Source organism: Micromonospora sp. NPDC049230 (assembly GCF_040647875.1).
GTDB lineage: Bacteria > Actinomycetota > Actinomycetes > Mycobacteriales > Micromonosporaceae > Micromonospora.
This window is the reverse complement of sequence record NZ_JBEZCZ010000062.1, coordinates 1-23,774: the sequence shown is the minus strand read 5'-3', so window position 1 is coordinate 23,774 and position 23,774 is coordinate 1. Positions and strand designations below refer to the sequence as shown.

Below are 23,774 nucleotides of genomic sequence, written 5' to 3'. Positions count from 1 at the left end.
CGTCCCGTGCGTGCCGGAATGAGTTTCGTTCGGGTCAGGAGCAGCGCGGCGCGGCGGGCAACGGTCGCGGCTGGATGCGGTCGGCGAGCCGGCGCAGGGCGACGGCGGCGGCCTGCCGGGTCGGGGCGAGTAGTGCCGGACGGACGCGTTCGACCTGGACCGGGGCGTTCGGTCGGGCCGAGTTGACGTGCCGGTTCACGGCGTCGAGCGCGGTGACGTATCCGCTGGGAAGTTCCATGGTCAACTCCTCGGGACAGGTCCGGTGGAGTCCCGGACGACGAGCGCGGTGGGCAACAACACATGGCCGGCCGCGGCGTCCGCGGGCGGGTCGAGCAGGAGTTCGGCGGCGATCCGGCCCTTCTCCTCGGCTGGCTGCCGGACCGTGGTGAGGCCAGCCGCGGCGGCCTCGGGGACGTCGTCGAAGCCGGTCACCGAGACGGTTGGACGATCATGGGCGGGTCGCGCGGCCAGGGCGTCCAGCACACCGAGGGCGAGGACGTCGGAGCCGGCCAACACGGCGGTCGGCGGTGCGGGTTGGTCGAACAGCCCGGCGATGGCCGCTGCTGCTGCCGGGCGGCTGTTGCCGAGGACGTTGACCACTGTCAGCTCGGCCCAGCCGACGCCGACCTCGGCGAAGGCGTCGGCGAAGCCGGTGAGCCGACCTCGGGTGGTCGGGTGCGGCACCTGGTCGACCCCGGCCAGGGTGAGCGGGCCGGCCGGCGCGTCGGGCAGCACGGCGTCGGCAAGGAGCGCCACCCGGCGGTGGCCGAGCCCGGCGACGTGCGCGGCGACACCGTGCGCGGCGGCCCGCTCGTCGATGCCGACGAACCGCTCGTCCGAGCCGGCGTCGTCGCGTGCGGCGGTGCTGACGAACGGCAGCCCGCGGGCGCGGATCACGTCCAACGCCCATTCCTCGTCGGCCACGCAGTAGACGCAGAACCCGTCGACCGCGGCGTTTTCCACAGCCCGCCGGGCGTCGGTCACGGCCGGCGGCAGCGGCACCAGCAGCATGCTGGTGCCGTGCCGCTCGGCGGCCACGCCGACCCCGGCGAGGAAGCGGACCGCGAACGGGTCGGTGAAGGCGTACGACAGACGCGAGGTGAACAGCACCCCGATCGACCCGACGAAGCCCCGGCGCAGGGAACGTGCGGTGGGGTTGGGGCCGGGGTAGCCGAGTTGCCGGGCAGCGTCCAGGATCCGCTCGCGCAGGGTGGCGGAGAGCTGGTCGGGGCGGCTGTAGGCGTTGGACACGGTGCTGCGGGAGACGCCGACGGCGTCGGCCACGGCTTGCAGTGTTGGCTTCACCGGCACCCCTCTGTATCGATCCAGTCTGAATCGATACAGAGACTAGCTCGACCAGTCGGCGTCGGTCAATACGTGGATCCGAGAACGGGGCGTCGGCCAGCACGGCGGCCGGGGGGCGTCGGCCTCAGGGCTCCAGCACCAGGCGCCCCCGCAACCCCCGGCGGCCAGCCGCTGGTGTGCCGCCGCCACGTCGGCCACCGGCAGCCGTCCGGCCAGCCGCAGGCTGAGCTGGCCACTGTCGACCAACGCCGACAGCTCGGCCAGGAGGGCACCGCGAGGTGCCCTGGGCACCCGCGAGGGACACGATGGCCACCATGACCGCCGGCGAACGCCGCGAGCGGGATCGGCGTTCGTACAACGCCTTCCTGGCCGAGTGCCCGGGTCACGAACTGCTCGCGACGCTCAGCGACAAGTGGTTGACGCTGGTGGTGAGCGCGCTTGCCGACGGGCCGCGACGGCACAGCGAACTGGCCCGCACGGTGGCCGGGGCAAGTCAGAAGATGCTCACCCAGACGCTGCGCAAACTGGAGCGCGACGGTCTGGTCAGCCGGTCGGTGACCGTCGGCGTGCCGGCCCGGGTCGACTACCAGCTCACCCCGCTGGGCGAGAGCCTGCTGCCGGTGCAGCGGGCGATCAAGGCGTGGGCCGAGACGCACATCGGTGAGGTGCACGCCGCGCGGGCCCGCTACGCCGCCCCGGAGGACTGAACGCCCGCACTCGGGTCGCCCGGCCGGGTCAGGACAGGCGGGCGACCCCGGCGTACATGCTCACCTCGGCGGCCGAGGGACGCGGCCCTCGCTCGCTCTGCGCCCGCCACTCGGGGACCGAGGTGACACCCGGCTCGATCAGGTCGAGGCCGGCGAAGAAGCGGGTGAACTCGTCCCGGGTGCGCAGGCTGATCATCCCGTGCGGGCCGCCGTTGCGGGCCCCCGCCCTGGCGTCCTCGGCGATCTCCGGTGGCAGGTAGTCGTGGGTGGCGTGCGACGCGGCCAGGAAGCTGCCCGCCGGCAGCGCGTCGAGCAACTGCCGCACCAGCTCGTACGGATCGTCCTCGTCCGGGACGAAGTGCAGGACCGCGACGAGCATGAGGGCGACCGGCTGCGACAGGTCGATGGTGCGGCCCAGCTCCGGGTCGGTGATGATCCGCCGCGGGTCGCGCAGGTCGGCGTCGATGTAGGCGGTGGCACCCGCCGTCGAGCTGGTCAGCAGCGCGCGGGCGTGGGCCAGCACGATCGGGTCGTTGTCCACGTAGACCACCCGGGTCTCCGGCGCGATGGCCTGGGCGACCTCGTGGGTGTTGTTGGCGGTCGGGATGCCGGTGCCGATGTCGAGGAACTGCCGGACGCCGGCCTCGCGGGCCAGGTATTCCACCGCCCGCCGCAGGAACCGGCGGTTTTCCAGGGCGGCGGTGCGAATGGTCGGGAAAGCCTCGGCCACCGCGTCGCCGGACTCCCGATCGGCCTGGAAGTTGTCCTTGCCGCCCAGCCAGTAGTTGTAGCGGCGGGCCGGGTGCGCCACCGAGGTGTCGATCCGGTCGCTGGGCGAGCCGGCCGTCGTGCCCGTGGCGTCGGTGGTCAAGGCAGCTCCCGCAATGACGTCTGTCCACTGTCGTCGATCGTGGACCATGCTAGCGCCACGGCAGGCGGGGCCGCGGCCCCACCTCAGCGATCAGGCGGGGTAGAGGTCGTCCAGCAGCCGGCCGAGAATCTCCGCCGTACGCTCCGGTGGCTCGGCCTCCACACAGAGTCGTTCCATGGCCACCGCGTAGTAATCCAGGTCGTCGCGCTTGTCGAGGTAGATCGCGCTGGTGAGTTGTTCGATGTAGACGATGTCGGGCAACTCCTGGTCACCGAACCGCAGGATGGTGAAGGCGCCCCCGGCGGCGGCGTGGCCCCCGGCCGCGAACGGAATGACCTGGAGCCGGATGTGCGGGGTTTTGGTCGCCTCGATGAGCGCGGTGAGCTGGCCACGCATGACCTCGGGGCCGCCGATCGGCCGACGCAGGGCCGCCTCGTCCACCACGGCCCAGAGCTGCGGCGGGCTGTCCCGGCGAAGCAGTTGCTGACGCTGCATCCGCAGGGCGACGCGTCTGTCGATCTCGTCCGGACCGGCCGCGCCGTGCCCGAGCAGCACGACCGCCCTGGCGTACTCCCGGGTCTGGAGCAGGCCGGGCACGAACTGCACCTCGTAGCTGCGGATCAGCGCGGCCGCGGCCTCCAGGCCGAGGTACGACTGGAACCAGGTCGGCAACACGTCACCGTAGCGGTGCCACCAGCCGGGACTGTTGGCGTCACGCGCGAGCTTGAGCAGGGCGTCACGCTCGTGTTCCTCTGTGACGCCGTAGAGGGTCAGCAGGTCGGAGACGTCGCGTTCCTTGAAGCCGACCCGGCCCAGCTCCATCCGGCTGATCTTGGACTCGGAGGAGCGAATCTCCCAGCCGGCGCCCTCCCGGGTCACCCCGCTGGATTCCCGCAGGCGGCGCAACTGGGCGCCGAGCAGCATCCGAAGCACGGTCGGCCCGGTTGTCGGGCCACCCTCGGTAGGAACCATCGACACGTGCGGACCTCCGGACACCGACCCACGGCGACCGGGCGCCCCGGCCCGGCCGACGTGTAAGCATGCCATGGACCGACAGTGAGGTGAACTCCTCCACACCGGCGATTCAGTCTCGTCGCCGGGACGCCGCGGACGACGAACGGTCAGTTGATCAGATGGTCGAAGTCGCCGTCGCGCGCACCGAGCACGAAGGCGGCGATCTCGTCCACCGTGTAGATCAGCGCCGGCCCCTCCGGATGTCGTGAGTTGCGGACCGCGATGCCCGCTCCCCCGGGCAGTTCGGCGAGTTCGACACAGTTGCCGCTGGGGTTGCTCCGGCGGCTCTTCTGCCAGCTCAGCGGGGGCAACTGATGGATCGGTACGCCATTGGGTGGCTGCTGCATGGAGGCGTCTTTCTGCTCACGAGCCCGCCGGTGGCCGTGGGAGGAGCGGTGACGGCGAGGGGGTGTTTCAACGACATTGGACGGTCATGCACGTGCATCTGCTATTGCATCTGCATCGGACGGCGAGCATGATAACGCACGTGATCGGTGGCCATCCGTTCACTTAGGGTTACCCCCACAGGGGCAACCATCAGGCAAAACGTGGCCCCGACGCGGCAGGCCGCGTGGACCGGAGGCTGGAGGCGGTCGAGGCGATGGGAGGGATCGTGCCGGATCCGATGAGTGTCGCCTCCGGCATCTGTGCCGCCGGTGCGCTGCTCTCCTCCTGGCAACTGCGTCGGCGGGCGCTGCGCGCCGAGGTCGAGATCGGGCACCTCCAGGCCGAGCTGGCCGCCGAGCGGCACGCCGCGAGCCACGACCCGCTCACCGGGCTGCCCAACCGCCGTGCCTTCTACCGCCTGGCCGCCACCCTGCTCACCGACGCGGCCGGCCAACCGCTGATCGCCGTCGTGCTCGACCTCAACGACTTCAAGCAGATCAACGACCAGTACGGGCACGCCGCCGGCGACCAGGTGCTGATCAGCGTGGCCGAGCGGCTCGCCGGCTTCGCCGGGGACAACCTCGTCGCCCGGCTCGGCGGCGACGAGTTCGCCGGGCTGCTCTCCACACCCACCGTCGACCGGCGCTGGATCGACCACGCCACCCGCCGCCTCAGCGAAACCGTCGCCGCGCCCATCCGCCTCAGCGGTTGCAGTGTCCGGGTCACCGCGTCCGTCGGGCTCGCCCCGGTGACCGGTCCGGCCCAGCTCACCGACGCGCTCAGCCGCGCCGACGCCGCCATGTACCAGGCGAAGAGCCTCGGCGGCGCCCGGGCGCCCCGGCAGCTTGTCGACAGCGCCCGCCTGGTGGAGCGCTGACCGGTCAGGTGGTCGGCGTGCCGAACCACCGGGGCAGCTGACCGAGCAGGTCGGTCTGGTCGTCGCCGGCCCACGCCACGTGGCCGTCCGGCCGGAGCAGCACCGCGGGCACGTCCAGTTCCTCGCTGGTGTCGACGACGTGGTCGACCCGATCCGCCCACCCGGCCACCGAGAGCCGACCGGTCTGGTCGAGCAGCAGTCCGCGACCGGCGTGCATCAGCTCGTAGAGGCGCCCCCGCCGCAGCCGCACATCGCGCAGGTGTCGGCCGAGCAGGTCGTGGCCCTCGCCGAGGTCGTAGCGGACCCCGATCGCGGTGATCTTCTCGATCAGGTGCCGGTTGACGTCCTCGAAGTCCAACAGCTCCGACAGCAACTGGCGCACCGCCCGAGGGCCGGGCCGGGGCGACAGCAGCTCCATCTGCGCGCGGGTGTTGGTCAACACGTCGGCGGCCACCGGGTGCCGTTCGGTGTGGTAGCTGTCCAGCAGCCCCTCCGGCGCCCAACCGTTGATGTCGGCGGCCAACTTCCAGCCAAGGTTGAACGCGTCCTGGAGGCCGAGGTTGAGACCCTGCCCGCCGGTCGGCGGGTGGATGTGCGCCGCGTCCCCGGCCAGCAACACCCGGCCGACCCGGTAACGCTCGGCCAGCCTGGTGGCGTCGCCGAAGCGGGAGAGCCAGCGCGGTGAGTGGACGCCGAAGTCGGTGCCCGCGTACGCCCGCAGTTGGTCTTTGAAGTCCCCGATGCTCGGCGGGACCGCGCGGTCCTCGGCCACCCCCTCGGCGGGGACGAGGACGCGGTAGACCCCGTCGCCGAGCGGCCCGAGACCGAACCGGAGGTGGGTCTTGCGGACCTCGGCCACGACCTGGGCCACCGCCTCCGGCGGCACCCCCACCTCCATCTCGCCCAGCAGCGTCTCCACCGTCGACGGCTCACCCGGGAAGCCGACGCCGAGCAACTTGCGTACGGTGCTGCGGCCACCGTCGCAGCCGACGAGGTAGCGTCCACCCAACCGCGTGCCATCGGCCAGTTCCACTGTCACCCGGTGGTCGTCCTGGCTCAGCCCGACCACCTCGCTGCCGCGCCGGATCTCGACGCCGACGGCGCTGGCGTGCTCGGCCAACAGGCGGTCGGTGCTGGTCTGCGGAATGCCGAGGACGTACGCGTGTGCGGTGTCCAGCCCGCCCGGCGACGGTTTGGGGATGGCGGCGAAGAAGCCACCGACGGGGTGCCGCGTGCCGAGCGCGAGGAACCGCTCCAGCAGGCCGCGTTGGTCCAGCACCTCGATGCTGCGCGCGTGCAGGCCGAGCGCGCGGACGTACCTGGTCGGCTCGGTCTCCTTCTCCAGCACCAGGGGGCGCACCCCGTGCAGCCGCAACTCGCTGGCCAGCCACAGGCCGGTTGGTCCACCGCCGGCAATGATCACATCGATCACAGAATCCCCCGATTTTCCCGGTTGTGGGTTTCGGCTGGTGATTCTGCTGCACGACCCGGGTCTTGCCGCAAGGCCCCCGGTGCGGTATATGTTGGGATTGGCAGGGAGGGGATGACCTCCTTGCCTTTGTGTTTTCCCGCCCACCCCGACGCGGTCGCCGCTCAGCGCCGCGCAGCGAGGTCGCGCAGCGCCGCGTCGGCGAGGGTGACCAGACCCACCGGCGACACCAGGCCGTGCACGATCCGCGCCGCCCGGTCCCGATCGGCGGCCTCGGCGTCGGTGTCCAACGCCTGGCGGGTCCAGTCGGTGAGGTCGTCGAGGGCGCGCACCGCGAGGAACCAGGCCACCAGCGCCGGGTCGACGTCGGTCGTGCCGTAGCCGGCGAGGACGGCCCGCTGCTGCTCGGGTGTGATCGGCGCGAAGGCGAGCACCCCGCCGCGCACGAACATCAGGTCGCACTCACGCGGAGCGAGCACCGCGTCGTCCCAGTCGATCAGCCAGACCCGCCCGTCCGCGCCGAGCAGCAGGTTGCCCAGGTGCGGGTCGCCGTGACAGACGACGAACGGCACCGGCCGATCCCGCTGGTCGACGGCCAGGCGCTCGACCTCACGGGTCAGTGTCCGCACCCGGTCGGCCACCGTGGACCACACCCCCGCCAGGTCGGCGATAACCGGGCCGGCGGGGTCGGCCGGGTCCGGGTCGCGCAGCCGCTCGGCCATCGCGTGGGTCGCCGCCACGATCGAGGGGTACGCCGCCCCGCCCACCGGCAGCAGCCGACTCAACTCGTCGGTGACCGGCACCGCGTGCACGGCGGCCAGCACCTCGCCGTACCCACGCCAGTGCGCGGTGGTCATCGGGCCGTCGAGCGCCCGCTGGTCGGAGACCCACGGCACCACCGAGAGACGGTGGCCGTCGTGGTCGACCCACAGCCGTCCATCGTGGGTCGGCACCGGCGCGGCGATGCCCGGCACACCCTGCCCGGCCAGGTACGCCGTCACGGCCAGACCGGCAGCGGTGCCACCGCCGCTGAGCTTGACCGCGTACCGGGCGCCATCGACGGTGGACGCCAGCCAGAGACTGGCGTACTGGTCCGCGCCGTGGGTCACCCGCCGCATCGCGGACAGTCGCAGGCCGAAGCTCGCCCGGACCTGCTCGGCCACCCGCCGCGCGCCGTCCTCAGTCATCAGGTCTGCACCATCCGCTCCGGCACGAGGCACTGCACACTGTGCTCTACCGCGACGTCGACCCCAAGCCGGACACGACCGGCCGCACCACGAAGGCTCTGGCGCTCAACACGGCACACCTGGCCCGGCTGCTCGCCGCACCTGGCGCGCGGTCAGCGCCAGCCGTAGCTGGCGCGCAGTGCCTGCCCGACCCTGTCGAAGCGGGGCCGGTCCAGCACGGCACCTTCGCGGCGGATGCTGTCCTCACGCATGGTGAGCACCCGGTCCAGCCGGACCCAGCTCGGCCGGTTGTCGCGGTCCCACTCACCCGGCCCGAGCGCGAACCAGTGCCGTTGCCCGTCCCGCTCGCTCTGACTGGACAGCATCAGCCCGAACAGCGTCCGGCTGTGCCGCCCGACGACCAGCACCGGCCGGTCCTTGCCCTGCCGGGGGTCGTCCTCGTAGGGCACCCACGTCCAGACGATCTCGCCGGGGTCGGCCTGACCGTCTCGCTCCGGGGCGTAGGTCAGCTCCCGTCGCTGCAACGCGCTCACCTGACGGCGGCGGGCCACCTGCGCGGGCGCCGGCCCGGTACGCCGGGGCGACGGGAGCACCGCGCCCACCCGGGAGATACGAGCCGCGACATTCCTCAACAGACCAGCCACGGCGGGCAGCCTACCCGCCGCCGCACCGGAGGTTGCGACAGACTGGGCCGATGGACGATCTTCCCCGCGACCTACCGATCCTGGAGAGACGCGCGGTGCGGGTGGTGGTCATCGACCACACCGATCGGGTGTTGCTGTTCCACACCCGCGACCCGGACCATCCCCGGCTGGGCACCTGGTGGGAGCTGCCGGGCGGCGGCATGGACCCCGGGGAGACCTATCGCGACACGGCGGTGCGCGAGCTACGCGAGGAGACCGGCATCGCTGTCACCGCCGATCAGGTCGGCACGCCGACCTGGCGACGGCGGGCGAGCTTCCTGCACCGTCAGGTGCGCCACGTCCAGGACGAGGTGGTCGTCACCGTACGACTGGCGGGCCCCGGCCCGGACGTGGACGAGGCGCACCGGCTCGACTACGAGCGGGAGGACTACTTCGCCTTCCGCTGGTGGCCGCTCGCGGAGGTGGTGGCCAGCCGGGACCGGTTCTACCCTGGGCAACTCCCCCGGTTGATCACGCCCTTCCTGGCTGGCGAGGAGATCGACGAGCCGTTCGAGCTGTGGTCGTGAGCCGAGCGGGCGGGCAGAGTAGGGGCATGACGACCGATCTGCACGGGCCGCTCTCCGCGTACGCCGCGCGGTTGCACGCCACGATCGGCGACCGGCACCACGTCGCCTCCCCGCTCGGCGCCTGGCTGCTGCTCGCGGTCTGCGCCACCGGGGTCGAGGACTCCGACCCCGGTGCCGAGGAGCTGGCTCGCGCCCTGGGCACCGACCTGGCCAGCGCGGCCGACGTCGCCCGGACGCTGCTGGACGCGCCGCATCCGCTCGTCGCCTCGGCCACCGCGCTGTGGCACCAGCCGGGCCAGGGCGACGGCGGGTCGACCGGGTGGCGGGCCGCGCTGCCCGCGACAACCGAGGTGGGTGTGCTGCCCGACCAGGCCGGGTTGGACGCGTGGGCGCGCGAGCACACCGCCGGCCTGATCGACACGTTCCCCCTGAAGGTCAGCCCGGATGTGGTCTTCGCCCTGGCCAGCGCGCTGGCCACCCGCATTTCCTGGGCGACCCCGTTCGACAGCGCCGACGCCCACGCGCTCGGTGCGGGCAGCGCCTGGGCGCGCGGGCTACGCCGGGTGTTGCGCAGCCCGAGCCAGGGCCACCGGTGCGCCATCGTGTCCGGCACGCGGGTCGGTGACGTGATCGTGCACGCCGCGCCGGCCCAGAGCAGTCACGGCGCGGGGCTTGTCGTCCTCTCGGTGGCCGCCGCCCCGCAGGTGTCGCCGGCCGAGGTGCTGGCCGTCGCGTACGACCTCGCTGCCGGGGCGGCCGACGGCTCGCCACCGGCCGGCAGCCGCTCACTGTTCGACCTGCCGCTGGGCGAGACCGCGCTGTGGACGGTGCGCGAGGAACGGGTCCGAACCCGCGCCCCCGACGGCCGCGAGGAGCGACACCAGGCGATACTCCCCTGCTGGTCGGCCCGCGGCGAGCACGACCTGAGCGCCCCGGCGCTGGGCTTCCCGGCGGCCACACTGGCGCTGGCGAAGGCGCTGGCCCGACCGGTGCGGGGCTTCGAGGCACGACAGACGGCGGTGGCCCGCTACGACCGGTACGGCTTCGAGGCGGCCGCGGTGACCGGAATGTTCGGGCTGGTCAGCCTGCCACCGGAGGGCGTCGCCCGCACTGCCGAGCTGCGCTTCGGCCATCCGTACGCCGTGGTGGCCGTCGCGACCGACACCCGGGCCGACGGCACCACCGGAGCGTGGCACGGGGTGCCGGTGTTCTCCGCCTGGATCACCGACCCGGAGGAGCCTGACGACTCCACGAGCTGAGCGCCGGGGGGGTGGGCCGGGTGCGCCGGGTGCGCCAGCCAGGTCCACGGCCGCCCGGAGCCAGGTCCACGGCCGCCCGGCCTGCCATGATCGACTCGGGTTGCAGGAACCCGGGGTGTCCCGCTCGCCGCGACACCCCGATTTCAAGAAACCCGAGTGGATCTCGCCGCGCCGGGCCGGGCCGCACCGGGCCAGGCCGCACCAGGCCAGGCCGGAGGGCACCGTCTCGGGTCAGGGCCGGTACGCGACCCCGCCTTCGCCGTCGCGGGGCAGACGCGCCACCAACTGCCGGAACTCCCGTACGGTCATCGCCGAGCGCAGCGTGCCGAAGACGGCGCCGGTTCCCGCTCGGGCGGTCTCCGGATCCACTCCGGCGCGCTCACCCACCCGACGCAGGAACTCCGCCGGACCGGCACCCGCCGACGGAGAAATCGGGCCACCACTCCCCGACGGAGGATCCGAGCCCGCACCCGCCGACGGAGAAGCCGCAGCCGCGCCGCCCACATCCAGGCCCACCCCGGTGTCCAGCCCGTCCACGCCACCGTCCGGGCCGACAATTCCCGCGGGATCCTGAGCCGAGCCGGCCGGGTCCAGGACAGAACCGACCACCCCGGCAAGGCCCGGGTCCGGACCAACCAGGTCCGGACCAACCAGATCCGGGGCCGACCCGACCATGTCCGGGGCCCGACCACCCAAGTCCGGGGCCGGGGTGGCCAGGTAGCCGTCCACCTCGTTCGGGAGGTGCCCGACGAGGTCGTCGGGCGTGCCGCCGGTCACCCGCTCGGCCAACGTCTGGAGTACGGCGCGGGCGAGCGCGGCGGCCTGCTCGGTCGGCAGGCCGGACCGGCGGGACACCGCGTCGATGAAGTACGGGAACCCGTCACGGTCGGTCACGTCCGGGCGGTTACCCCCGCCCGGACGCGACAAACTGCGCCGCCAGTGCGGCAGGTTGTCGCCAGTTGAGGTGGTGGGACGGCCGGGACCGGGCACGCCACCACCTGGTACGCGCCGAGGGCGGACTCAGTCGGCCAGCAGGTCGAGCAGCAGCGCGGCGGTCCAACTGAACGCCGGCGAGCCCAGTCCGGCGCCGGTGTCCGGATGGAAGTACTCGTGGCAGCCGGCCCCGCCGACCAGGTCGATCATGGAGCGACGCAACCCGACGGCCAACTCCGGGTGCCCGTGCGCGAGCAGCCCGCGGTGGACCAGCCAGCCGATGTTCAGCCAACTCGGCCCGCGCCAGTAGCGCAGGGGCTCGAAATCGGGTGCGGTGCGGTCGTAGGTGGGTAACGGCCGGTCCATCCGGCGGGCCACCCCGAAGCGCGCCGACCGGGCCTCGACGACAAGCGCGTCGGCCTGCCGGGCGGGCAGGTCGGGCAGGATCAGCGGCGTCAGCCCGAGCACGGTACGGGCGCTGATGAGCCGGTCGGTGCGCAGGTCACGGGGCTGGAACGTCCCGGTGCCGTGGTCGTAGAGCCGTCGGAGCAGCGCCTCGGTGATCTGGGCCGCACGGGCCCGGTGCGGCCCCGGGTCGGCGTCGACCAGCACGGCGATCTCGGCGAGGGCGTGTTCGGCGGACCCGAACGCCGCGTTGAACAGCGGGCACTCCACCAGGAAGGGGTGGTCGTCGGCCAGCGAGCGGTCAGCGTAGCCGTGGTTCCGGTAGGCCGCGACGATTGCCAGGTAGCGCGCGTAGTCGAGGTCCGTGGGGCGGTGCGCGGCGTCGGCGTGCGCGGTGTCGTGCCGACGGTACGCGCGCATGACTGCCGCCTCCGCCGGCACCGCGGCCATCGGCTCGTCCCAGGCCGGGCTGTTGTCCAACCCGGACTCCCACGGGTGCACGATGCTGACCAGCCCGTCACCTGCCACGTCCCGCCGCGTCGCCAGGTAGCGCTGCTGGACGACCAGTGCGGGGTAGAGCCGACGCAGCGCGGCCAGGCCGGCGGGGTCGGGTGCCCGCCGGTACGCCAGCACCGCGGCGAGCGCGTGCACCGGTGGCTGGACCAGGCCGGAGGTGTCCACGGCGGGTGCGCCCTCGACGCTCGCCGAGCGCCACAGCTCCGGCCCGGGGAAGTACGCGCCGACCCGCATCGCCGGGTTGAACACGATGTGCGGCACCCGCCCGTCGGCCCACTGCGCCCGGAAGAGGCTCGCCAGCTCCTGCCAGGCGCGCTCGGGGCGGATCTGGGCCAGCCCGATCGCGATGAACGCGGAGTCCCAACTCCACTGGTGCGGGTAGAGGGTGCGCGAGGGCACTGTGTGGTCGTGTTCCCAGTTGGCGTCGAGCGTGTCGACGGCGAGCCGCCGCAGCCGGGCCGGGTCGGTCGGCCCGCCGGCGCGGGCCGGACCAACGGCGGCGTGGGCCGGACCAACGCCGTGGGTCGGGTCGACTTCGCCGGTCCCGTCGGCGTGGGTCGGGTCGGCGGTGACGGCCCCGTCGACGCGCGTCGGGTTCGCCCCGGCGGTCATGCGGCGGCCCGCCGGGGCAGCGCGTGTCGCAGGACCGTGGCGGCCTGTTGCAGGGCCCGGACCGGGTCGCCGCGCAGCCGGCACTCCAGGGCCAACCAGCCCCGGTAGTCCAGCTCCAGCAGGGTGCGCACCAGCGCCGGCCAGTCCAGGTGCCCGGCACCGGGCTGGAACCTGTTCGAGTCGCTGACCTGCACGTGACCCAGGTACGGCGCGGCGGCACGCAGGGCGCGGTGCATGTCGTCCTCCTCGATGTTCATGTGAAAGGTGTCCGCGACGACCCGCACCGACGGCAGCCCGAGCGCGGCGCAGAGCGCGACCGCCTCGTCGAGACGGTTGACCATGTGATCCTCGTACCGGTTGAGGGGTTCGAGGAAGAGGCTGACCCCCTCGGCCCTGGCGTGCTCGCCCAGCTCGCCCAGGGCGTCGAGGAGGACCTGCCGGTCGCCGGCCGGCGGACGCGGCGGCTCGAACGGTGGCAGCCGCCGGGAGAACATCCCCCAGGCCGCCGGGGTCATCACCCCGACGCCGCCCAACTCGGCGATCACCGAGAGCTGCGAGCGCAGGTTACCGACGGCGTCGCCGGAGCGGGCGGGGTCGAAGTCGCCGATGAAGTGGTCCATCTCGACGCAGACGGTGGGCATCACCACCCCGGCGGCGCGGGCTCGGCGCAGCTCGGGCAGGCGGCGGGCGAACGCCAGGTCGCCGCGTCCGCGTAGCTCGATGCCCTGGTAGCCGAGGGAGGTCGCGAGGGCGTACTTCTGGATCAGGTCGGTGCCCGGCAGGAGTTGTTCCTGGCAGGCCAGCGCGATGGTGGTCATCTTTAGAACCTCAACACCACTTGGAGGACGTCACCGGCGCCGCGGTCGAGCAGCGCGAGGGCGTCGGCGACGGCGCTGGCGTCGACGATGTGGCTGACCAGCGGCATCGGGTCGAGGCTGTGCTCAGCCACCAGATCCATGAAGGTCTGCGCGACCCGGTCACCGGTCCACCGGCCGGCCATGCTCGGCGCGGGGGTGGGACCGGAGACCTGGGCGGCCACCAACTGGATGCGGTTGTGGTGGAACTCCTCGCCGAGGCCGAGCGCGTCGGCCTGGCCCTGGTAGAAGCCGGCGGCCACGACCCGGCCGGCGTGTGCGGTGGACCGGATCGCCTCGTGCAGCGCCGGGTACGTGCCGGACAGCTCCAGGCAGACGTCCGCGCCCCGGCCGGCGGTGAGGTGCCGCAGCACTGTGGCGGCGGACTCGACGCTGACGTCCACTGTGGATCGGGCGCCGTAGCGGGCGGCGTGCGCCAGCCGGTCGGGCATCTGGTCGACGGCGACCACCCGCGCTCCGGAGAGCACGGCGAGTCGGGTGGCGAGCAACCCGATGACGCCCTGCCCGAAGACGCCGACCCAGTCGCCGAGGTGCAGGTCACCGGCGAGCACGGCGGTCAACGCGATGGCGCCGGGTCGGGCGAAGACCGCGGCGAGCGGGTCCAGCCCGGCGGGGAGCGGTCGGACCGCGTCGGCGGCGAGCACCGCCTCGGCCCGGTGCCCCCAGATGCCCCAGACGAGCTGCCCGGGGTGCCGGTCGGTGACCTCCGGGGCCACCTCGATGATCTCGCCGACCTCTTCGTAGCCGAAGCCGATCAGCGGGTAGGGCACCGGAGTCTGTCGGGGGACGAACATCCGGGCGGCGTCGTCCCAGTCCTTGCTGAGCCGGGGATTGCTGCCCCGGTAGAGGGTCAGCTCGGTGCCGGCGGAGATGCCCGAGTAGCTGGTGCGGACCCGGACCTGGCCGGGGCCGAGCGGATCTGGCGGGCAGGGCTCGAGGCTGATCCGTCGAGGCCCGGCGAGAGAGACAACCCAGTTGCCCATGCGTCACATCCCGATAGCACTGGGCTCCAGGATAGCAAGAAATCGCAATATGTCTTGTTATTGATCTATCGAACGTGTTGAATCCGTCATGTACCCTTCGAGAGGAGTGCCACCGATGTCAGCACCTCCGAGGCGGATACTCGCCACCACCCTGATCATGGCACTGACAGCGTCCACCCTGCTGGCCTGCGGCGACGACGAATCGGACAGCAACAGCAAGAAGATCACCGTCTGGAGCCTGGAAGACGTCGCCGACCGGGTCACCGCCACCAAGGCGATCATCGCCGACTTCACCGCGAAGACCGGGATCCAGGTCGACCTCGTGACAGTCAACGAGGACCAGTTCCCCTCCCTGATCGCCGCCAACGCCGCCGCCGGCGACCTGCCCGACGTGGTCGGCTCGGTTTCCCTGGCCGGCATCCGTACGCTCGCCGGCAACGAGCTGCTGCACGCCTCGGCGAACGCGGAGGTCGTCGACAAGCTGGGCAAGCAGACGTTCTCCCCCCGAGCGCTGGAGCTGACCTCCGACGACGGCAAACAACTATCAGTGCCCAGCGACGGGTGGGGACAACTGCTCGTCTACCGCAAGGACCTGTTCGCCGCCGCCGGCCTGCCCGCCCCCGACACGTACGAGCGGATCAGCGACGCCGCGGCGAAACTCAACACCGGAGGCGTCGCCGGGATCACCGCGGCGACCTCGTCCAGCGACGTGTTCACCCAGCAGACCTTCGAGCACCTGGCACTGGCCAACGGCTGCCAGCTCACCGACGACTCCGGAAAGGTCACCCTCGACTCGCCCCAGTGCGTCGAGGCGTTCCGCTTCTACGGCGACCTGATCCGCACCAGCTCGGTGAAGGGCGCACAGGACGTGGACACCACCCGGGCCACCTACTTCGCGGGCAAGGCGGCCATGGTCATCTGGTCGCCGTTCATCCTCGACGAGCTGGCCGGGCTGCGCAACGACGCCAAGCCGACCTGCCCGCAGTGCCAGTCCGACCCGGCGTTCCTCGCGAAGAACAGCGGGTTCGTCACCGCGATCAAGGGCCCGAACGGCACCGAGCCGGCGCAGTACGGCGAGATCAGCTCGTGGGCCGTGCTGGACGGCGCGGTGGCCGACCCGGCGAAGTCCTTCGTGGAGTACATGCTCGGCGACGGCTACCCGCGCTGGTTCGGCATGTCCCCCGAGGGCCGCTTCCCGGTGCGCAAGGGCACCCCGGCCGAGCCCGAGGCGTACCTGACGGCCTGGAACACCAGCCAGGCCGGTGTGGACGCGAAGAAACCCCTCGCGGACGTGTTCGGCGACGAGGTGCTCGCCAACCTGCGCCGCAGCCCGGACACCTTCCAGCGTTGGGGGCTCACCCAGGGGCAGGGCAAGCTGGTCGGCGCGATGCTCGGTGAGCTACCGGTGCCCAAGGCGTTGAGTGACGTCTACTCCGGCAAGTCCGACGCCGCGGCCGCCGCCGGCCGGGCCAAGAAGGACGTCGAGGCCATCAAGGCGGGCGTCAATTGACCACCACCGCGCCGGAGACCGGCCGCTCCCCCAGCCGGGACCGGCCGGGGCGGCCCGGCCGTCGTCGCCCGCTGACCCTGCGCCGCCGCGAGTCCCGTGCCGGCCTCGCGCTTGTCGCGCCGACCCTGCTCGTCACCATCGCTGTCATCGGCATCCCGATCGTGTGGACCGTGGTGCTCGCCTTCCAACGGGTCCGGCTCGCCACGTTGCGCAAGACCGGCCTGTTCGGCGACTTCACGATGGACAACATCGACAGGGTGCTGCACACCCCCGGCTTCGCCGAGACGCTGTGGGTCACGCTGCTCTACAGCATCGGCGGCACCGTCGGGTCGATCCTGCTCGGCCTGGTGGCCGCCCTGGTGGTCCGCCGACCGTTCCGGGGCCGCACGCTGGTGCGGGCGTCCATGCTGCTGCCGTACGTGGCACCGGTGGTCGCTGTGACGTTCGTGTGGCAGGTGATGCTCGATCCACAGCTCGGCATCGTCAACGCCTGGGGTCAACGCCTGCTCGGCTGGGACGCCCCGGTGCCGTTCCTGTCCCAGGAGTCGACAGCGCTGACCACGGTGATCGTCTTCGAGGCGTGGCGGTACTTCCCGTTCGCGTTCCTGTTCCTGCTGGCCCGGCTCCAGGCGGTGCCCGGGGAGTTGGAGGAGGCCGCCCGGGTCGACGGCGCCACACCCACCCAGCGCTTCCGGCACATCCTGCTGCCGCAGCTGCTGCCGGTGATCGCCCTGCTGGGCGTGCTGCGTTTCATCATGACGTTCAACAAGTTCGACGACGTCTACCTGCTCACCGGTGGCGCCGCCGGCACCGAGGTGGTCAGCGTGCGGGTGTACGAGTTCCTCACCGCTCGCACCGACATCGGCGCGGCCTCCGCGCAGGCGGTCGTGCTGGCCGTGGTGCTCATCGTGTTCGTGCTGATCTATCTGCGCTTCTTCGGACGGAGGGTGAACTGATGGACCGGGACGTGGTCGAGACGGTGAGCCTGCGGTGGCTGCGCCGTCTGGTGATCGCCGTGTTCCTGGTGGTCACCGTGTTCCCCTTCTACTACATGCTGGTGCTCTCGGTGCGGCCCATCGAGCAGCTGCTACTCGACCCGGGTGCGCTGCTCGTCGGCTTCGGCGAGCTGACGGTGGCCACGTACGCCGAGGTCCTCAAGGCCACCGACGACGGCGGCCAGGGGTTCCTGACCTTCATCCGCAACAGCGGGCTGGTCGCGGTCGCGGCGACAGTGCTCACCCTGGTGGTGGCGATCCCCGGCGCGTACGCGGTGGCCCGACTGCGGTTCTTCGGCCGGCGGCAGGTCGACTTCCTGTTCCTGGCGGTCTACCTGTTTCCGTCGATCGTCATCGCGATTCCGCTGTTCGTGGTGTTCAGCCTCGCCGAGCTGCGCGGCTCGCTGTTCGGCCTGGTGCTCGTCTACATCTCGCAGACGCTGCCGGTGTCGGTCTACATGCTGAGGAACTACTTCGAGACGATTCCGGTCAGTCTGGAGGAGTCCGCCGCCATCGACGGCGCCGGTCGGCTCGGCATCATCCGCCGCGTCAGCCTGCCCCTCGCCATGCCGTCGATCATGGCGGTCGCGCTCTACGACTTCATGATCGCCTGGAACGAGTTCCTCTTCGCCCTGCTGTTCCTTGTCGACAAACCCAACAGGTGGACGGTGTCGCTGGGGTTGTCCCTGCTCGCCGACGGGGTGGAGGTGCCCAAGACGGTGCTGATGGCCGGGTCGGTGGTGCTCACCCTGCCCATCGTGATCCTCTTCTTCGCCAGCGAGCGGCTGCTCACCGAGGGGCTGACCAGCGGCGCGGAGAAGGGATGATCGTCTCCCCCGGGTCCCCCGACGCACCCCCACCGGCCCGGATACGGTGGCCTCATGGCCAACCCGACCCGCTGGGCGACCGACACCGGCCCCGAGCACTCACAGTGGTATATCGACCGGTTCCGCAAGCTCGCGGCCGAGGGCGCGGACCTGGCCGGCGAGGCCCGCCTGGTGGACGCCCTCGTCGCGCCCGGCTCCCGCATTCTCGACGCCGGTAGCGGCACCGGCCGCGTCGGTGCCGCGCTGGCCGAGCGGGGGCACACGGTGGTCGGTGTGGACGCCGACCCCGCGCTGGTGGCTGCCGCCCGCACCGACTATCCCGGCCCGACGTGGCTGGTCGCCGACCTCGCCGAGCTGGATCTGCCGGCGCTGGGTGAGGCCGAGCCGTTCGACGCGGCGGTGCTGGCCGGCAACGTGCTCGCCTTCGTCGCCGTCGGCACCGAACCGGACGTGCTGCGCCGGGTGGCGGCGCACCTGCGACCCGACGGCGTGTTGACCGTGGGCTTCGGCACTGAGCGCGGCTACCCGCTGACCGCGTTCGACGCCGACGCGGTGGCCGCCGGGTTGCGCGTGGAGCAGCGCTTCGCCACCTGGGACCTGCGCCCGTGGCGCGACGACGCCCCGTTCGCGGTCAGCGTCCTGCGCCGCCCGGCCGACTGACACCGTCTGCCGCGCGTTGCTTTCCACCGCGCCGCCCCGGCAGGCTCGGGATGATCAGTCCGGGGCGGCGACGGCGCGGGCGGCGGCCGGGTCCAGGGTGGCGCCGGCAGGCACCAGGCTGACCAGCCCGGCCGGCAGCCGCAACGGACGCACATTGCGGTAGCCGAGCATCGGGAGCACCTCCCGGTCCGCCAACACGTACCGTCGGCCCAGGTCGGTGACCACGGACACCGCGCCGCCGGTCGCGCCGGGCGCCGCGGCGGCCTCGACCACCGCGCCGCGACCCGGCTCGACCACCACGTGGTCGGCCAGCACCGCGTCGCCGTCGGGCGCGGTGCGTGGCGTGGCCGCCAGGTCCCGCAGCGGTACGCCCCAGCGCACCTCGGCAACCCCACCGTCGTCGGCGACACGGGCGCAGAGGGCACCGTCGTCGCCAGCCGCGAGCCGGGGCGGGGTCGGCGGTGGGGCGGTGGCGCCGCTCGGGGCGAGGTCGGGCACCGTGGGCAGCGCGGCGAAACGGCCCAACGTCATCGGCACCGGCTCGCCCTGCCCGGTGCGCGCCAGCAACAGCCCGGCCTGCAACTCGGTGATACCGGCCAGGCCGGCGTCGACGGCCACCGCGTACTGCCGGCCGCCACCGGAGTTGCTCACCAGGTAGACAGTGCCGACCGTGGCACCCGCCACCCGCGTCGCGGGCTGACCCAGCCCGGGAAGGTCCAGCGGGGCGAGGTCGGCGCCGGTGGGCAGTGAGTTGAGCAGGGCGGGCGCCACCGCCACCGCCTGCGCGCGGGTGGTGGCGAGCGCCGCGAGGACCCGGCTGGGGTCGCGGACGAGGTAGCGCCGCTGGTGCCAGACCAGGTGCAGCCCACCGTCGGGGTGCCGCAGCAGCAACGCCTCGTCGCCCAGCACTCGGCCGCCGCCGGGCTCGGTGCCGATCAGCAGCGCGGAGCGGGGTGCCTCGCCCGCCGGGGCCGTTGAGCAGACGGTCCACGCCGCCGTGGCCAGCCGGCCGGGGGCGGGCAGCGAATCGGGCGCGTCGGCGATGCCCAGCGGCAGCCCGCGCGGCACGCCGTCGATCGTGCGTCGCGAGACCAGCACGGTCTTCGACTGGTCCGCGCCGACGATCAGCAGCGCCGAGGCGTAGTTGAGCACCGGGTGCAGCCGCTGCTCGCGGTAGACGAACCGGGCACCGGACTCCTTCTCCACGATCACCGCGCCCGGGTCGCGCCAGCCGTTGCCGCCGCCGGCGAACAGGCCGTATAGCGCGAAGCCGCCGAGCGCGATCGCCGCGACCAGGACGCTGGCCAGGCCGGCGCCGGCCAGCCGCCGAAACGGTGACTGCGCCGGGTCGGTCTCCCGCATGACCAGGGCGGCGACCGCCCGCTGCACGCTGAACTGGTAGGAGTGCAGCTGGTCCTGCCGCGACGGCATGAGGGTCCCTCCGGTGGATCGGCCGGGCACAGAATATGCGTTGCGTCGATGTCGCGTGGACCCTGCGTGGCCGGCCCGGGGCAACCGGTACCATCCGGGGACGAATCCGGCGGCGAGAGGGCACCCGTGGGCGCGCGTTTCGAGGAGCTGGCCTGGCGGGAGACCCCGATCGGCGCGATCAGCCTGCGCCGACGCCGGGACCCGGCCCTCCAGGTCGAGGTGTACGAGGTCAAGCTCGACGACGAGTACCTGATGTCCAGCCTGTTCCCGGTCGCGGAGATCGAGTTGGCCCGGCTCGGTCTCGCCGAGGTGACCGGCGACTCGCTCGACGTGGTGGTCGGCGGTCTCGGGCTGGGCTACACCGCCTGCGCGGCGCTGGGCGACCCCCGGGTGCGGTCGCTGCTGGTCGTGGAGGCGATCGAGGACGTGATCGACTGGCACCGCCGGGGTCTGCTGCCGTTCGCGGCGGGGCTCGCCGAGGACCCGCGGACCCGGTTCGTGCGGGCCGACTTCTTCGCGGCGGTGGCCGGCACGACCGGCTTCGACGCCGAGGTGCCCGGCCGGCGGTTCGATGCCGTGCTGCTCGACGTCGACCACTCCCCGCGCAACGTCCTGCACCCCAGCCACGCGGCGTTCTACCCGCCGGCCGGGTTGCGCCGGCTGGCCGCCCTGCTGCGCCCCGAGGGGGTGTTCGCGCTCTGGTCGGACGACCCGCCGGACACCGAGTTCACCGCAGCGCTCACCGAGGTGTTCGTGGACGTACGGGCACACGTCGTGCCGTTCGCCAACCCGCTCACCGGCGGTGAGTCCGCCAACACGGTCTACGTGGCGCGCACCGAGGGCTGAGCCGGCCCCCGCAGGCCGGTCAGACCGACCGGGCCAGCACAACCGGGCCGGCACGCCCTTGATCGACTCGGTTTTCCGGAAATCGGGGCATCCCCGCGTTCCGGACGCCCCGAGTTCAAGGAACCCGAGTCGATCAGGGGCGGCGCTTCTCACCTCGGGCGGGCATGGCGGCGGCCGGATCGGGAAAGGTGACCCCGTGCCCGCCTGCCCTGGCGCGGCCGGTTACCGGAGGTGGACATGCGTGCACTGCTCTGGGTCGTCGGCGTGGTCGCCGGCGTGCTGATCCTGCTCGGGCTGATCCTCGAGGCCGTCCGCTGGCTGATCATCATCGGTCTGATCGCGCTGGTGATCGTGATCATCCTCGGCGTGGTCAAGGGGCGGCAGGCGATGCGGCACCAAGGCCGACGATGACGGCCGGCCCGCTCAGAACCAGTCCGGGCGCATGTCGAGGGTCGTCCGGTCCCGGCTTTCCAGCAGGTCGAACTGCGGGCCGGTACGGGGCAACTCGACAGTGAAGAAGTAGCGCGCGGCCTGCCGCTTGCCGGCGTGGAACGCGTCGCCGGCCTCCTCCGGCGGCAGGGCCAGCACCTGCTCCAGCCACATCCACGCGATCACCACGTGCCCGACCGCCTCCAGGTACGCGCTGGCGTTGGCCAACGCGAGCACCGGATCGCCGTCGGCCCAGAGTCGACGGGTGACCTCGGTGACGCGGTCCACCGCACCCGCCAGCCGGTCTGCCAGCTCGGCCGCCCCACCACCGACCTTTCGGCCCCGCTCGACGGTGTCGCCGATCGTCGCGGTCAGCAGGGCGAGACCGGAACCGCCCCGCATGGTCATCTTGCGCCCCAGCAGATCCAGCGCCTGGATGCCGTGGGTGCCCTCGTGGATCGGGTTGAGCCGGTTGTCCCGGTAGTGCTGCTCCACGTCGTGGTCGCGGGTGTACCCGGCACCGCCGAGCACCTGGATCGCCAGGTCGTTGGCGGCCAGGCACCACTGCGACGGCCAACTCTTGGTGATCGGCGTGAGCACGTCCAGCAGCAGGTGCGCGCGCTCACGGTCGGCATCGATAGGAGCGGTCTGCTGCTCGTCGAGCAACCGGGCGCAGTAGAGCACCAGCGCCAGTGCCCCCTCCACGTAGCTCTTCTGCGCCAGCAGCATCCGGCGTACGTCGGGGTGGTCGATGATCGGCACCTGCGCCACGGCCGGGTCCTTCGCACCGACCGGCCGGCCCTGCGGCCTCTCCTTGGCGTACGCCAGGCTCTTGAGGTAGCCGGTGTAACCCAGGGCGGTGGCGCCGGCCCCGACCCCGATCCGGGCCTCGTTCATCATGTGGAACATCTGCGCGAGACCCTGGTGCGGCGGGCCGACCAGGTGGCCGACCGCACCGACGCGGCCGCCCGGGGTGTGCGCGCCGTCGCCGAAGCTGAGCAGGGTGTTGGTGGTGCCCCGGAAACCCATCTTGTGGTTGAGCCCGGCCAGCACCACGTCGTTGCGCTCGCCGAGTGACCCGTCCGCGCCAACCAGCACCTTGGGCACGATGAACAGCGAGATGCCCTTCACCCCGAGCGGGCCGCCGGGGATCCGCGCCAGCACCAGGTGGACGATGTTCTCGGCCAGCTCGTGATCGCCACCGGAGATCCACATCTTGGTGCCGAACAGCCGGTACGTGCCATCGGCCTGGGGCTCGGCCCGGGTGGTGATGTCGGCCAGTGAGCTGCCGGCGTGCGGCTCGGACAGGCACATGGTGCCGAAGAACCGGCCGTCCAACATGGGCCGGACGTAGGTGTCCACCTGCTCCGCGCTGCCGTGCGCCAGCAGCAGGTTGGCGTTGCCCAGCGTGAGGAACGGGTACGCCGAGGTGGCCACGTTCGCGGCCTGGAACCAGGTGAAGCAGGCCGCCGCGACGGCGTGCGGCAGTTGCAGGCCGCCCACCGAGGCGTCCAGGCCGGCGCTGAGCAGGCCCGTTTCGGCGAAGCTGTCCAGCGCCGCGCGGACCTGCGGAATGAGCCGCACCCGCTGCCCGTCGAAGGTGGGCTCGGCGAGGTCGGCGGCCCGGTTGTGCGGGGCGAACTGCTCGGTGGCCACCCGCTCGGCGAGATCCAGGGCGTCGTCGAAGGTCTCCCGGGAGTGCTCGGCGTAGCGGGATCGCTCGACGAGTTGACCCACCTTCAGCCAGTCGTGCAGCAGGAAGTCGAGGTCGCGGCGGGAGAGCAGGGTGGACGGCACGGCACTCCTCAACGGGCACGGGGGTGGGGCGGGCCTGGACGACGGCCCAGGATCACCACGCCCATCCTCGCGGATCGACGGGGCGCGCACCACCGGGCGGGGAGGCCCTCGATGAGCGGAACTTGTCACACCACCCGACTAGCGTCGCTGCCCGTGACCGAACCCGGAGATGTCCCGCCCGAGGTCCTCGACCGGCTGCGGCCGATCTGCCTCGGGCTGCCGGAGACCTACGAGGAGCCCGCGTGGGTGGGCGTCCGCTGGCGGATCCGTAAGCGGACCTTCGCCCACGTGCACACCGTCGACCGCGACCGCCAGGCGACGCGCGGCCGGGCCGCCGCGCTCGACCGTCCCACCTGCCGACTGGTCTTCCGGTCGCCACTCGACGAGATCGCCGGGCTCCTCGCCAGCGGACACCCCTTCTACAAACCGGACTGGGGCCCGAACGTGCTGGGCATGCTCCTGGACCGGGACACCGACTGGGATGAGGTGGGCGAGCTGCTCACCGAGAGCTACTGCGTACAGGCCCCGAAACGGCTCGCCGCCCTGGTCGGTCCCCCGGCACCGCCGACCCGCTGAGCACTGGCGGTGCCCGTCCGAGACCAGGTGTCGCAGTGGCTAGCTGTACTGACCCGTGAGGTTGGGGACGCGGCTGGCGGGTGGTAGGCCGTTGAGTGCGGTGTGTCCGCGGTGGTGATTGTAGGAGTGGATC

General features: G+C 72.4%; 26 protein-coding genes. 11 read left to right on the top strand and 15 right to left on the bottom strand.

All coding sequences use genetic code 11. The features are described from left to right. Window positions 1–34 precede the first annotated feature (34 nt). From AB0A95_RS32440 to AB0A95_RS32430, 3 genes are read right to left on the bottom strand one after another with little or no spacing between them, the layout of a single operon-like run. The gene (locus AB0A95_RS32440; protein WP_357559551.1) at window positions 35–238 is read right to left on the bottom strand and encodes a hypothetical protein; all 204 of its coding nucleotides are present in this window, start codon (window positions 236–238) and stop codon (window positions 35–37) included. A 2-nt stretch (window positions 239–240) separates the two neighbouring features. Continuing rightward, window positions 241–1,305, bottom strand: a complete 1,065-nt coding sequence (locus tag AB0A95_RS32435) for a LacI family DNA-binding transcriptional regulator (RefSeq protein ID WP_357559550.1) — start codon at window positions 1,303–1,305, stop codon at window positions 241–243. A 42-nt stretch (window positions 1,306–1,347) separates the two neighbouring features. Next, window positions 1,348–1,596 carry a hypothetical protein gene (locus tag AB0A95_RS32430; RefSeq protein WP_357559548.1) on the bottom strand — a complete coding sequence of 83 codons (249 nt, stop codon included), beginning with the start codon at window positions 1,594–1,596 and terminating at the stop codon, window positions 1,348–1,350. Between the two features lie 14 nt (window positions 1,597–1,610). Here AB0A95_RS32430 and AB0A95_RS32425 point away from each other — a divergent pair, with 14 nt between their 5' ends. Continuing rightward, window positions 1,611–2,012: a helix-turn-helix domain-containing protein gene (locus AB0A95_RS32425; protein WP_357559547.1), complete on the top strand. Its 402-nt coding sequence runs from the start codon at window positions 1,611–1,613 to the stop codon at window positions 2,010–2,012. 28 nt (window positions 2,013–2,040) lie between these two features. Here the strand turns inward: AB0A95_RS32425 and AB0A95_RS32420 are convergent, their stop codons facing one another. The 3 genes from AB0A95_RS32420 to AB0A95_RS32410 all read right to left on the bottom strand — a co-directional run bounded on the left by AB0A95_RS32420 (window position 2,041) and on the right by AB0A95_RS32410 (window position 4,244). After that, window positions 2,041–2,883 carry an SAM-dependent methyltransferase gene (locus AB0A95_RS32420; RefSeq protein ID WP_357559546.1) on the bottom strand — a complete coding sequence of 281 codons (843 nt, stop codon included), beginning with the start codon at window positions 2,881–2,883 and terminating at the stop codon, window positions 2,041–2,043. Window positions 2,884–2,973: 90 nt separating this feature from the next. Then, window positions 2,974–3,861, bottom strand: coding sequence for a helix-turn-helix transcriptional regulator (locus AB0A95_RS32415; protein ID WP_357559545.1), 888 nt, complete (start codon window positions 3,859–3,861; stop codon window positions 2,974–2,976). 143 nt (window positions 3,862–4,004) lie between these two features. Next, window positions 4,005–4,244 (bottom strand): DUF397 domain-containing protein, encoded by a 240-nt coding sequence (locus AB0A95_RS32410; protein WP_074309213.1) that lies wholly within the window; start codon window positions 4,242–4,244, stop codon window positions 4,005–4,007. A 266-nt stretch (window positions 4,245–4,510) separates the two neighbouring features. Here AB0A95_RS32410 and AB0A95_RS32405 point away from each other — a divergent pair, with 266 nt between their 5' ends. Further along, the gene (locus tag AB0A95_RS32405) at window positions 4,511–5,161 is read left to right on the top strand and encodes a GGDEF domain-containing protein (RefSeq protein WP_357559560.1); all 651 of its coding nucleotides are present in this window, start codon (window positions 4,511–4,513) and stop codon (window positions 5,159–5,161) included. 4 nt (window positions 5,162–5,165) lie between these two features. Here the strand turns inward: AB0A95_RS32405 and rox are convergent, their stop codons facing one another. The 3 genes from rox to AB0A95_RS32390 form a co-directional block, all read right to left on the bottom strand. After that, complete coding sequence (gene rox / locus AB0A95_RS32400; protein ID WP_357559544.1) at window positions 5,166–6,593, bottom strand: rifampin monooxygenase; 1,428 nt, start codon at window positions 6,591–6,593, stop codon at window positions 5,166–5,168. A gap of 161 nt (window positions 6,594–6,754) precedes the next feature. Beyond that, entirely contained in the window at window positions 6,755–7,777 is a 1,023-nt protein-coding gene (locus tag AB0A95_RS32395; protein ID WP_357559542.1) for a phosphotransferase, read from the bottom strand. 152 nt (window positions 7,778–7,929) lie between these two features. Further along, window positions 7,930–8,421 carry a type II toxin-antitoxin system PemK/MazF family toxin gene (locus AB0A95_RS32390; protein ID WP_357559541.1) on the bottom strand — a complete coding sequence of 164 codons (492 nt, stop codon included), beginning with the start codon at window positions 8,419–8,421 and terminating at the stop codon, window positions 7,930–7,932. Window positions 8,422–8,471: 50 nt separating this feature from the next. On the opposite strand from AB0A95_RS32390, the gene AB0A95_RS32385 reads away from it, so the two are divergent. Together AB0A95_RS32385 and AB0A95_RS32380 are read left to right on the top strand one after the other, a co-directional pair. Continuing rightward, entirely contained in the window at window positions 8,472–8,987 is a 516-nt protein-coding gene (locus tag AB0A95_RS32385; RefSeq protein WP_357559540.1) for an NUDIX domain-containing protein, read from the top strand. 26 nt (window positions 8,988–9,013) lie between these two features. Then, window positions 9,014–10,246: a hypothetical protein gene (locus AB0A95_RS32380; protein ID WP_357559539.1), complete on the top strand. Its 1,233-nt coding sequence runs from the start codon at window positions 9,014–9,016 to the stop codon at window positions 10,244–10,246. Between the two features lie 231 nt (window positions 10,247–10,477). Here AB0A95_RS32380 and AB0A95_RS32375 read toward each other — a convergent pair whose 3' ends face one another. From AB0A95_RS32375 to AB0A95_RS32360, 4 genes are all read right to left on the bottom strand, one after another. Further along, the gene (locus AB0A95_RS32375) at window positions 10,478–11,140 is read right to left on the bottom strand and encodes a DUF2267 domain-containing protein (protein WP_357559537.1); all 663 of its coding nucleotides are present in this window, start codon (window positions 11,138–11,140) and stop codon (window positions 10,478–10,480) included. A gap of 126 nt (window positions 11,141–11,266) precedes the next feature. Continuing rightward, window positions 11,267–12,712: a hypothetical protein gene (locus AB0A95_RS32370; protein ID WP_357559535.1), complete on the bottom strand. Its 1,446-nt coding sequence runs from the start codon at window positions 12,710–12,712 to the stop codon at window positions 11,267–11,269. Further along, complete coding sequence (locus tag AB0A95_RS32365) at window positions 12,709–13,530, bottom strand: sugar phosphate isomerase/epimerase family protein (protein ID WP_357559534.1); 822 nt, start codon at window positions 13,528–13,530, stop codon at window positions 12,709–12,711. Before AB0A95_RS32365 ends, AB0A95_RS32370 begins: the two co-directional genes overlap by 4 nt. Before the next feature lie 2 nt (window positions 13,531–13,532). Continuing rightward, on the bottom strand, window positions 13,533–14,570 hold the full coding sequence (locus AB0A95_RS32360) for a zinc-binding dehydrogenase (RefSeq protein ID WP_357559533.1): 1,038 nt from the start codon (window positions 14,568–14,570) through the stop codon (window positions 13,533–13,535). 115 nt (window positions 14,571–14,685) lie between these two features. Here AB0A95_RS32360 and AB0A95_RS32355 point away from each other — a divergent pair, with 115 nt between their 5' ends. Genes AB0A95_RS32355 through AB0A95_RS32340 form a run of 4 tightly spaced genes read left to right on the top strand, consistent with a single transcriptional unit; the run spans window position 14,686 to window position 18,562 of the window. Next, on the top strand, window positions 14,686–16,080 hold the full coding sequence (locus tag AB0A95_RS32355) for an extracellular solute-binding protein (protein ID WP_357559532.1): 1,395 nt from the start codon (window positions 14,686–14,688) through the stop codon (window positions 16,078–16,080). Next, a complete protein-coding gene (locus tag AB0A95_RS32350) occupies window positions 16,077–17,036 on the top strand; it encodes a sugar ABC transporter permease (RefSeq protein ID WP_357559531.1) in 960 nt (319 codons plus the stop codon). Before AB0A95_RS32355 ends, AB0A95_RS32350 begins: the two co-directional genes overlap by 4 nt. Further along, window positions 17,036–17,902 carry a carbohydrate ABC transporter permease gene (locus tag AB0A95_RS32345; protein ID WP_357559530.1) on the top strand — a complete coding sequence of 289 codons (867 nt, stop codon included), beginning with the start codon at window positions 17,036–17,038 and terminating at the stop codon, window positions 17,900–17,902. Before AB0A95_RS32350 ends, AB0A95_RS32345 begins: the two co-directional genes overlap by 1 nt. Window positions 17,903–17,956: 54 nt before the next feature. Further along, window positions 17,957–18,562, top strand: a complete 606-nt coding sequence (locus AB0A95_RS32340; protein ID WP_357559528.1) for a class I SAM-dependent methyltransferase — start codon at window positions 17,957–17,959, stop codon at window positions 18,560–18,562. A gap of 54 nt (window positions 18,563–18,616) precedes the next feature. Here the strand turns inward: AB0A95_RS32340 and eccB are convergent, their stop codons facing one another. Further along, window positions 18,617–19,993, bottom strand: a complete 1,377-nt coding sequence (gene eccB / locus AB0A95_RS32335) for a type VII secretion protein EccB (protein WP_357559527.1) — start codon at window positions 19,991–19,993, stop codon at window positions 18,617–18,619. A 126-nt stretch (window positions 19,994–20,119) separates the two neighbouring features. On the opposite strand from eccB, the gene AB0A95_RS32330 reads away from it, so the two are divergent. Together AB0A95_RS32330 and AB0A95_RS32325 are read left to right on the top strand one after the other, a co-directional pair. Then, window positions 20,120–20,839 (top strand): spermidine synthase, encoded by a 720-nt coding sequence (locus AB0A95_RS32330; protein WP_357559526.1) that lies wholly within the window; start codon window positions 20,120–20,122, stop codon window positions 20,837–20,839. A gap of 237 nt (window positions 20,840–21,076) precedes the next feature. Beyond that, window positions 21,077–21,250: a hypothetical protein gene (locus AB0A95_RS32325; RefSeq protein ID WP_357076185.1), complete on the top strand. Its 174-nt coding sequence runs from the start codon at window positions 21,077–21,079 to the stop codon at window positions 21,248–21,250. 12 nt (window positions 21,251–21,262) lie between these two features. Here the strand turns inward: AB0A95_RS32325 and AB0A95_RS32320 are convergent, their stop codons facing one another. Next, window positions 21,263–23,065: an acyl-CoA dehydrogenase gene (locus AB0A95_RS32320; RefSeq protein WP_357559525.1), complete on the bottom strand. Its 1,803-nt coding sequence runs from the start codon at window positions 23,063–23,065 to the stop codon at window positions 21,263–21,265. Between the two features lie 153 nt (window positions 23,066–23,218). Between AB0A95_RS32320 and AB0A95_RS32315 the strand changes: the two genes are divergently transcribed. Continuing rightward, window positions 23,219–23,641, top strand: a complete 423-nt coding sequence (locus AB0A95_RS32315) for an MmcQ/YjbR family DNA-binding protein (RefSeq protein WP_357559524.1) — start codon at window positions 23,219–23,221, stop codon at window positions 23,639–23,641. Window positions 23,642–23,774: the final 133 nt, after the last annotated feature.

Coding starts and splice junctions, on each gene's coding strand:
- AB0A95_RS32440 (WP_357559551.1), bottom strand. CDS start 238: ATGGAACTTCCCAGCGGATACGTCACCGCGCTCGACGCCGTGAACCGG.
- AB0A95_RS32425 (WP_357559547.1), top strand. CDS start 1,611: ATGGCCACCATGACCGCCGGCGAACGCCGCGAGCGGGATCGGCGTTCG.
- AB0A95_RS32410 (WP_074309213.1), bottom strand. CDS start 4,244: ATGCAGCAGCCACCCAATGGCGTACCGATCCATCAGTTGCCCCCGCTG.
- AB0A95_RS32395 (WP_357559542.1), bottom strand. CDS start 7,777: ATGACTGAGGACGGCGCGCGGCGGGTGGCCGAGCAGGTCCGGGCGAGC.
- AB0A95_RS32385 (WP_357559540.1), top strand. CDS start 8,472: ATGGACGATCTTCCCCGCGACCTACCGATCCTGGAGAGACGCGCGGTG.
- AB0A95_RS32380 (WP_357559539.1), top strand. CDS start 9,014: ATGACGACCGATCTGCACGGGCCGCTCTCCGCGTACGCCGCGCGGTTG.
- AB0A95_RS32370 (WP_357559535.1), bottom strand. CDS start 12,712: ATGACCGCCGGGGCGAACCCGACGCGCGTCGACGGGGCCGTCACCGCC.
- AB0A95_RS32365 (WP_357559534.1), bottom strand. CDS start 13,530: ATGACCACCATCGCGCTGGCCTGCCAGGAACAACTCCTGCCGGGCACC.
- AB0A95_RS32360 (WP_357559533.1), bottom strand. CDS start 14,570: ATGGGCAACTGGGTTGTCTCTCTCGCCGGGCCTCGACGGATCAGCCTC.
- AB0A95_RS32355 (WP_357559532.1), top strand. CDS start 14,686: ATGTCAGCACCTCCGAGGCGGATACTCGCCACCACCCTGATCATGGCA.
- AB0A95_RS32345 (WP_357559530.1), top strand. CDS start 17,036: ATGGACCGGGACGTGGTCGAGACGGTGAGCCTGCGGTGGCTGCGCCGT.
- AB0A95_RS32340 (WP_357559528.1), top strand. CDS start 17,957: ATGGCCAACCCGACCCGCTGGGCGACCGACACCGGCCCCGAGCACTCA.
- eccB (WP_357559527.1), bottom strand. CDS start 19,993: ATGCCGTCGCGGCAGGACCAGCTGCACTCCTACCAGTTCAGCGTGCAG.
- AB0A95_RS32325 (WP_357076185.1), top strand. CDS start 21,077: ATGCGTGCACTGCTCTGGGTCGTCGGCGTGGTCGCCGGCGTGCTGATC.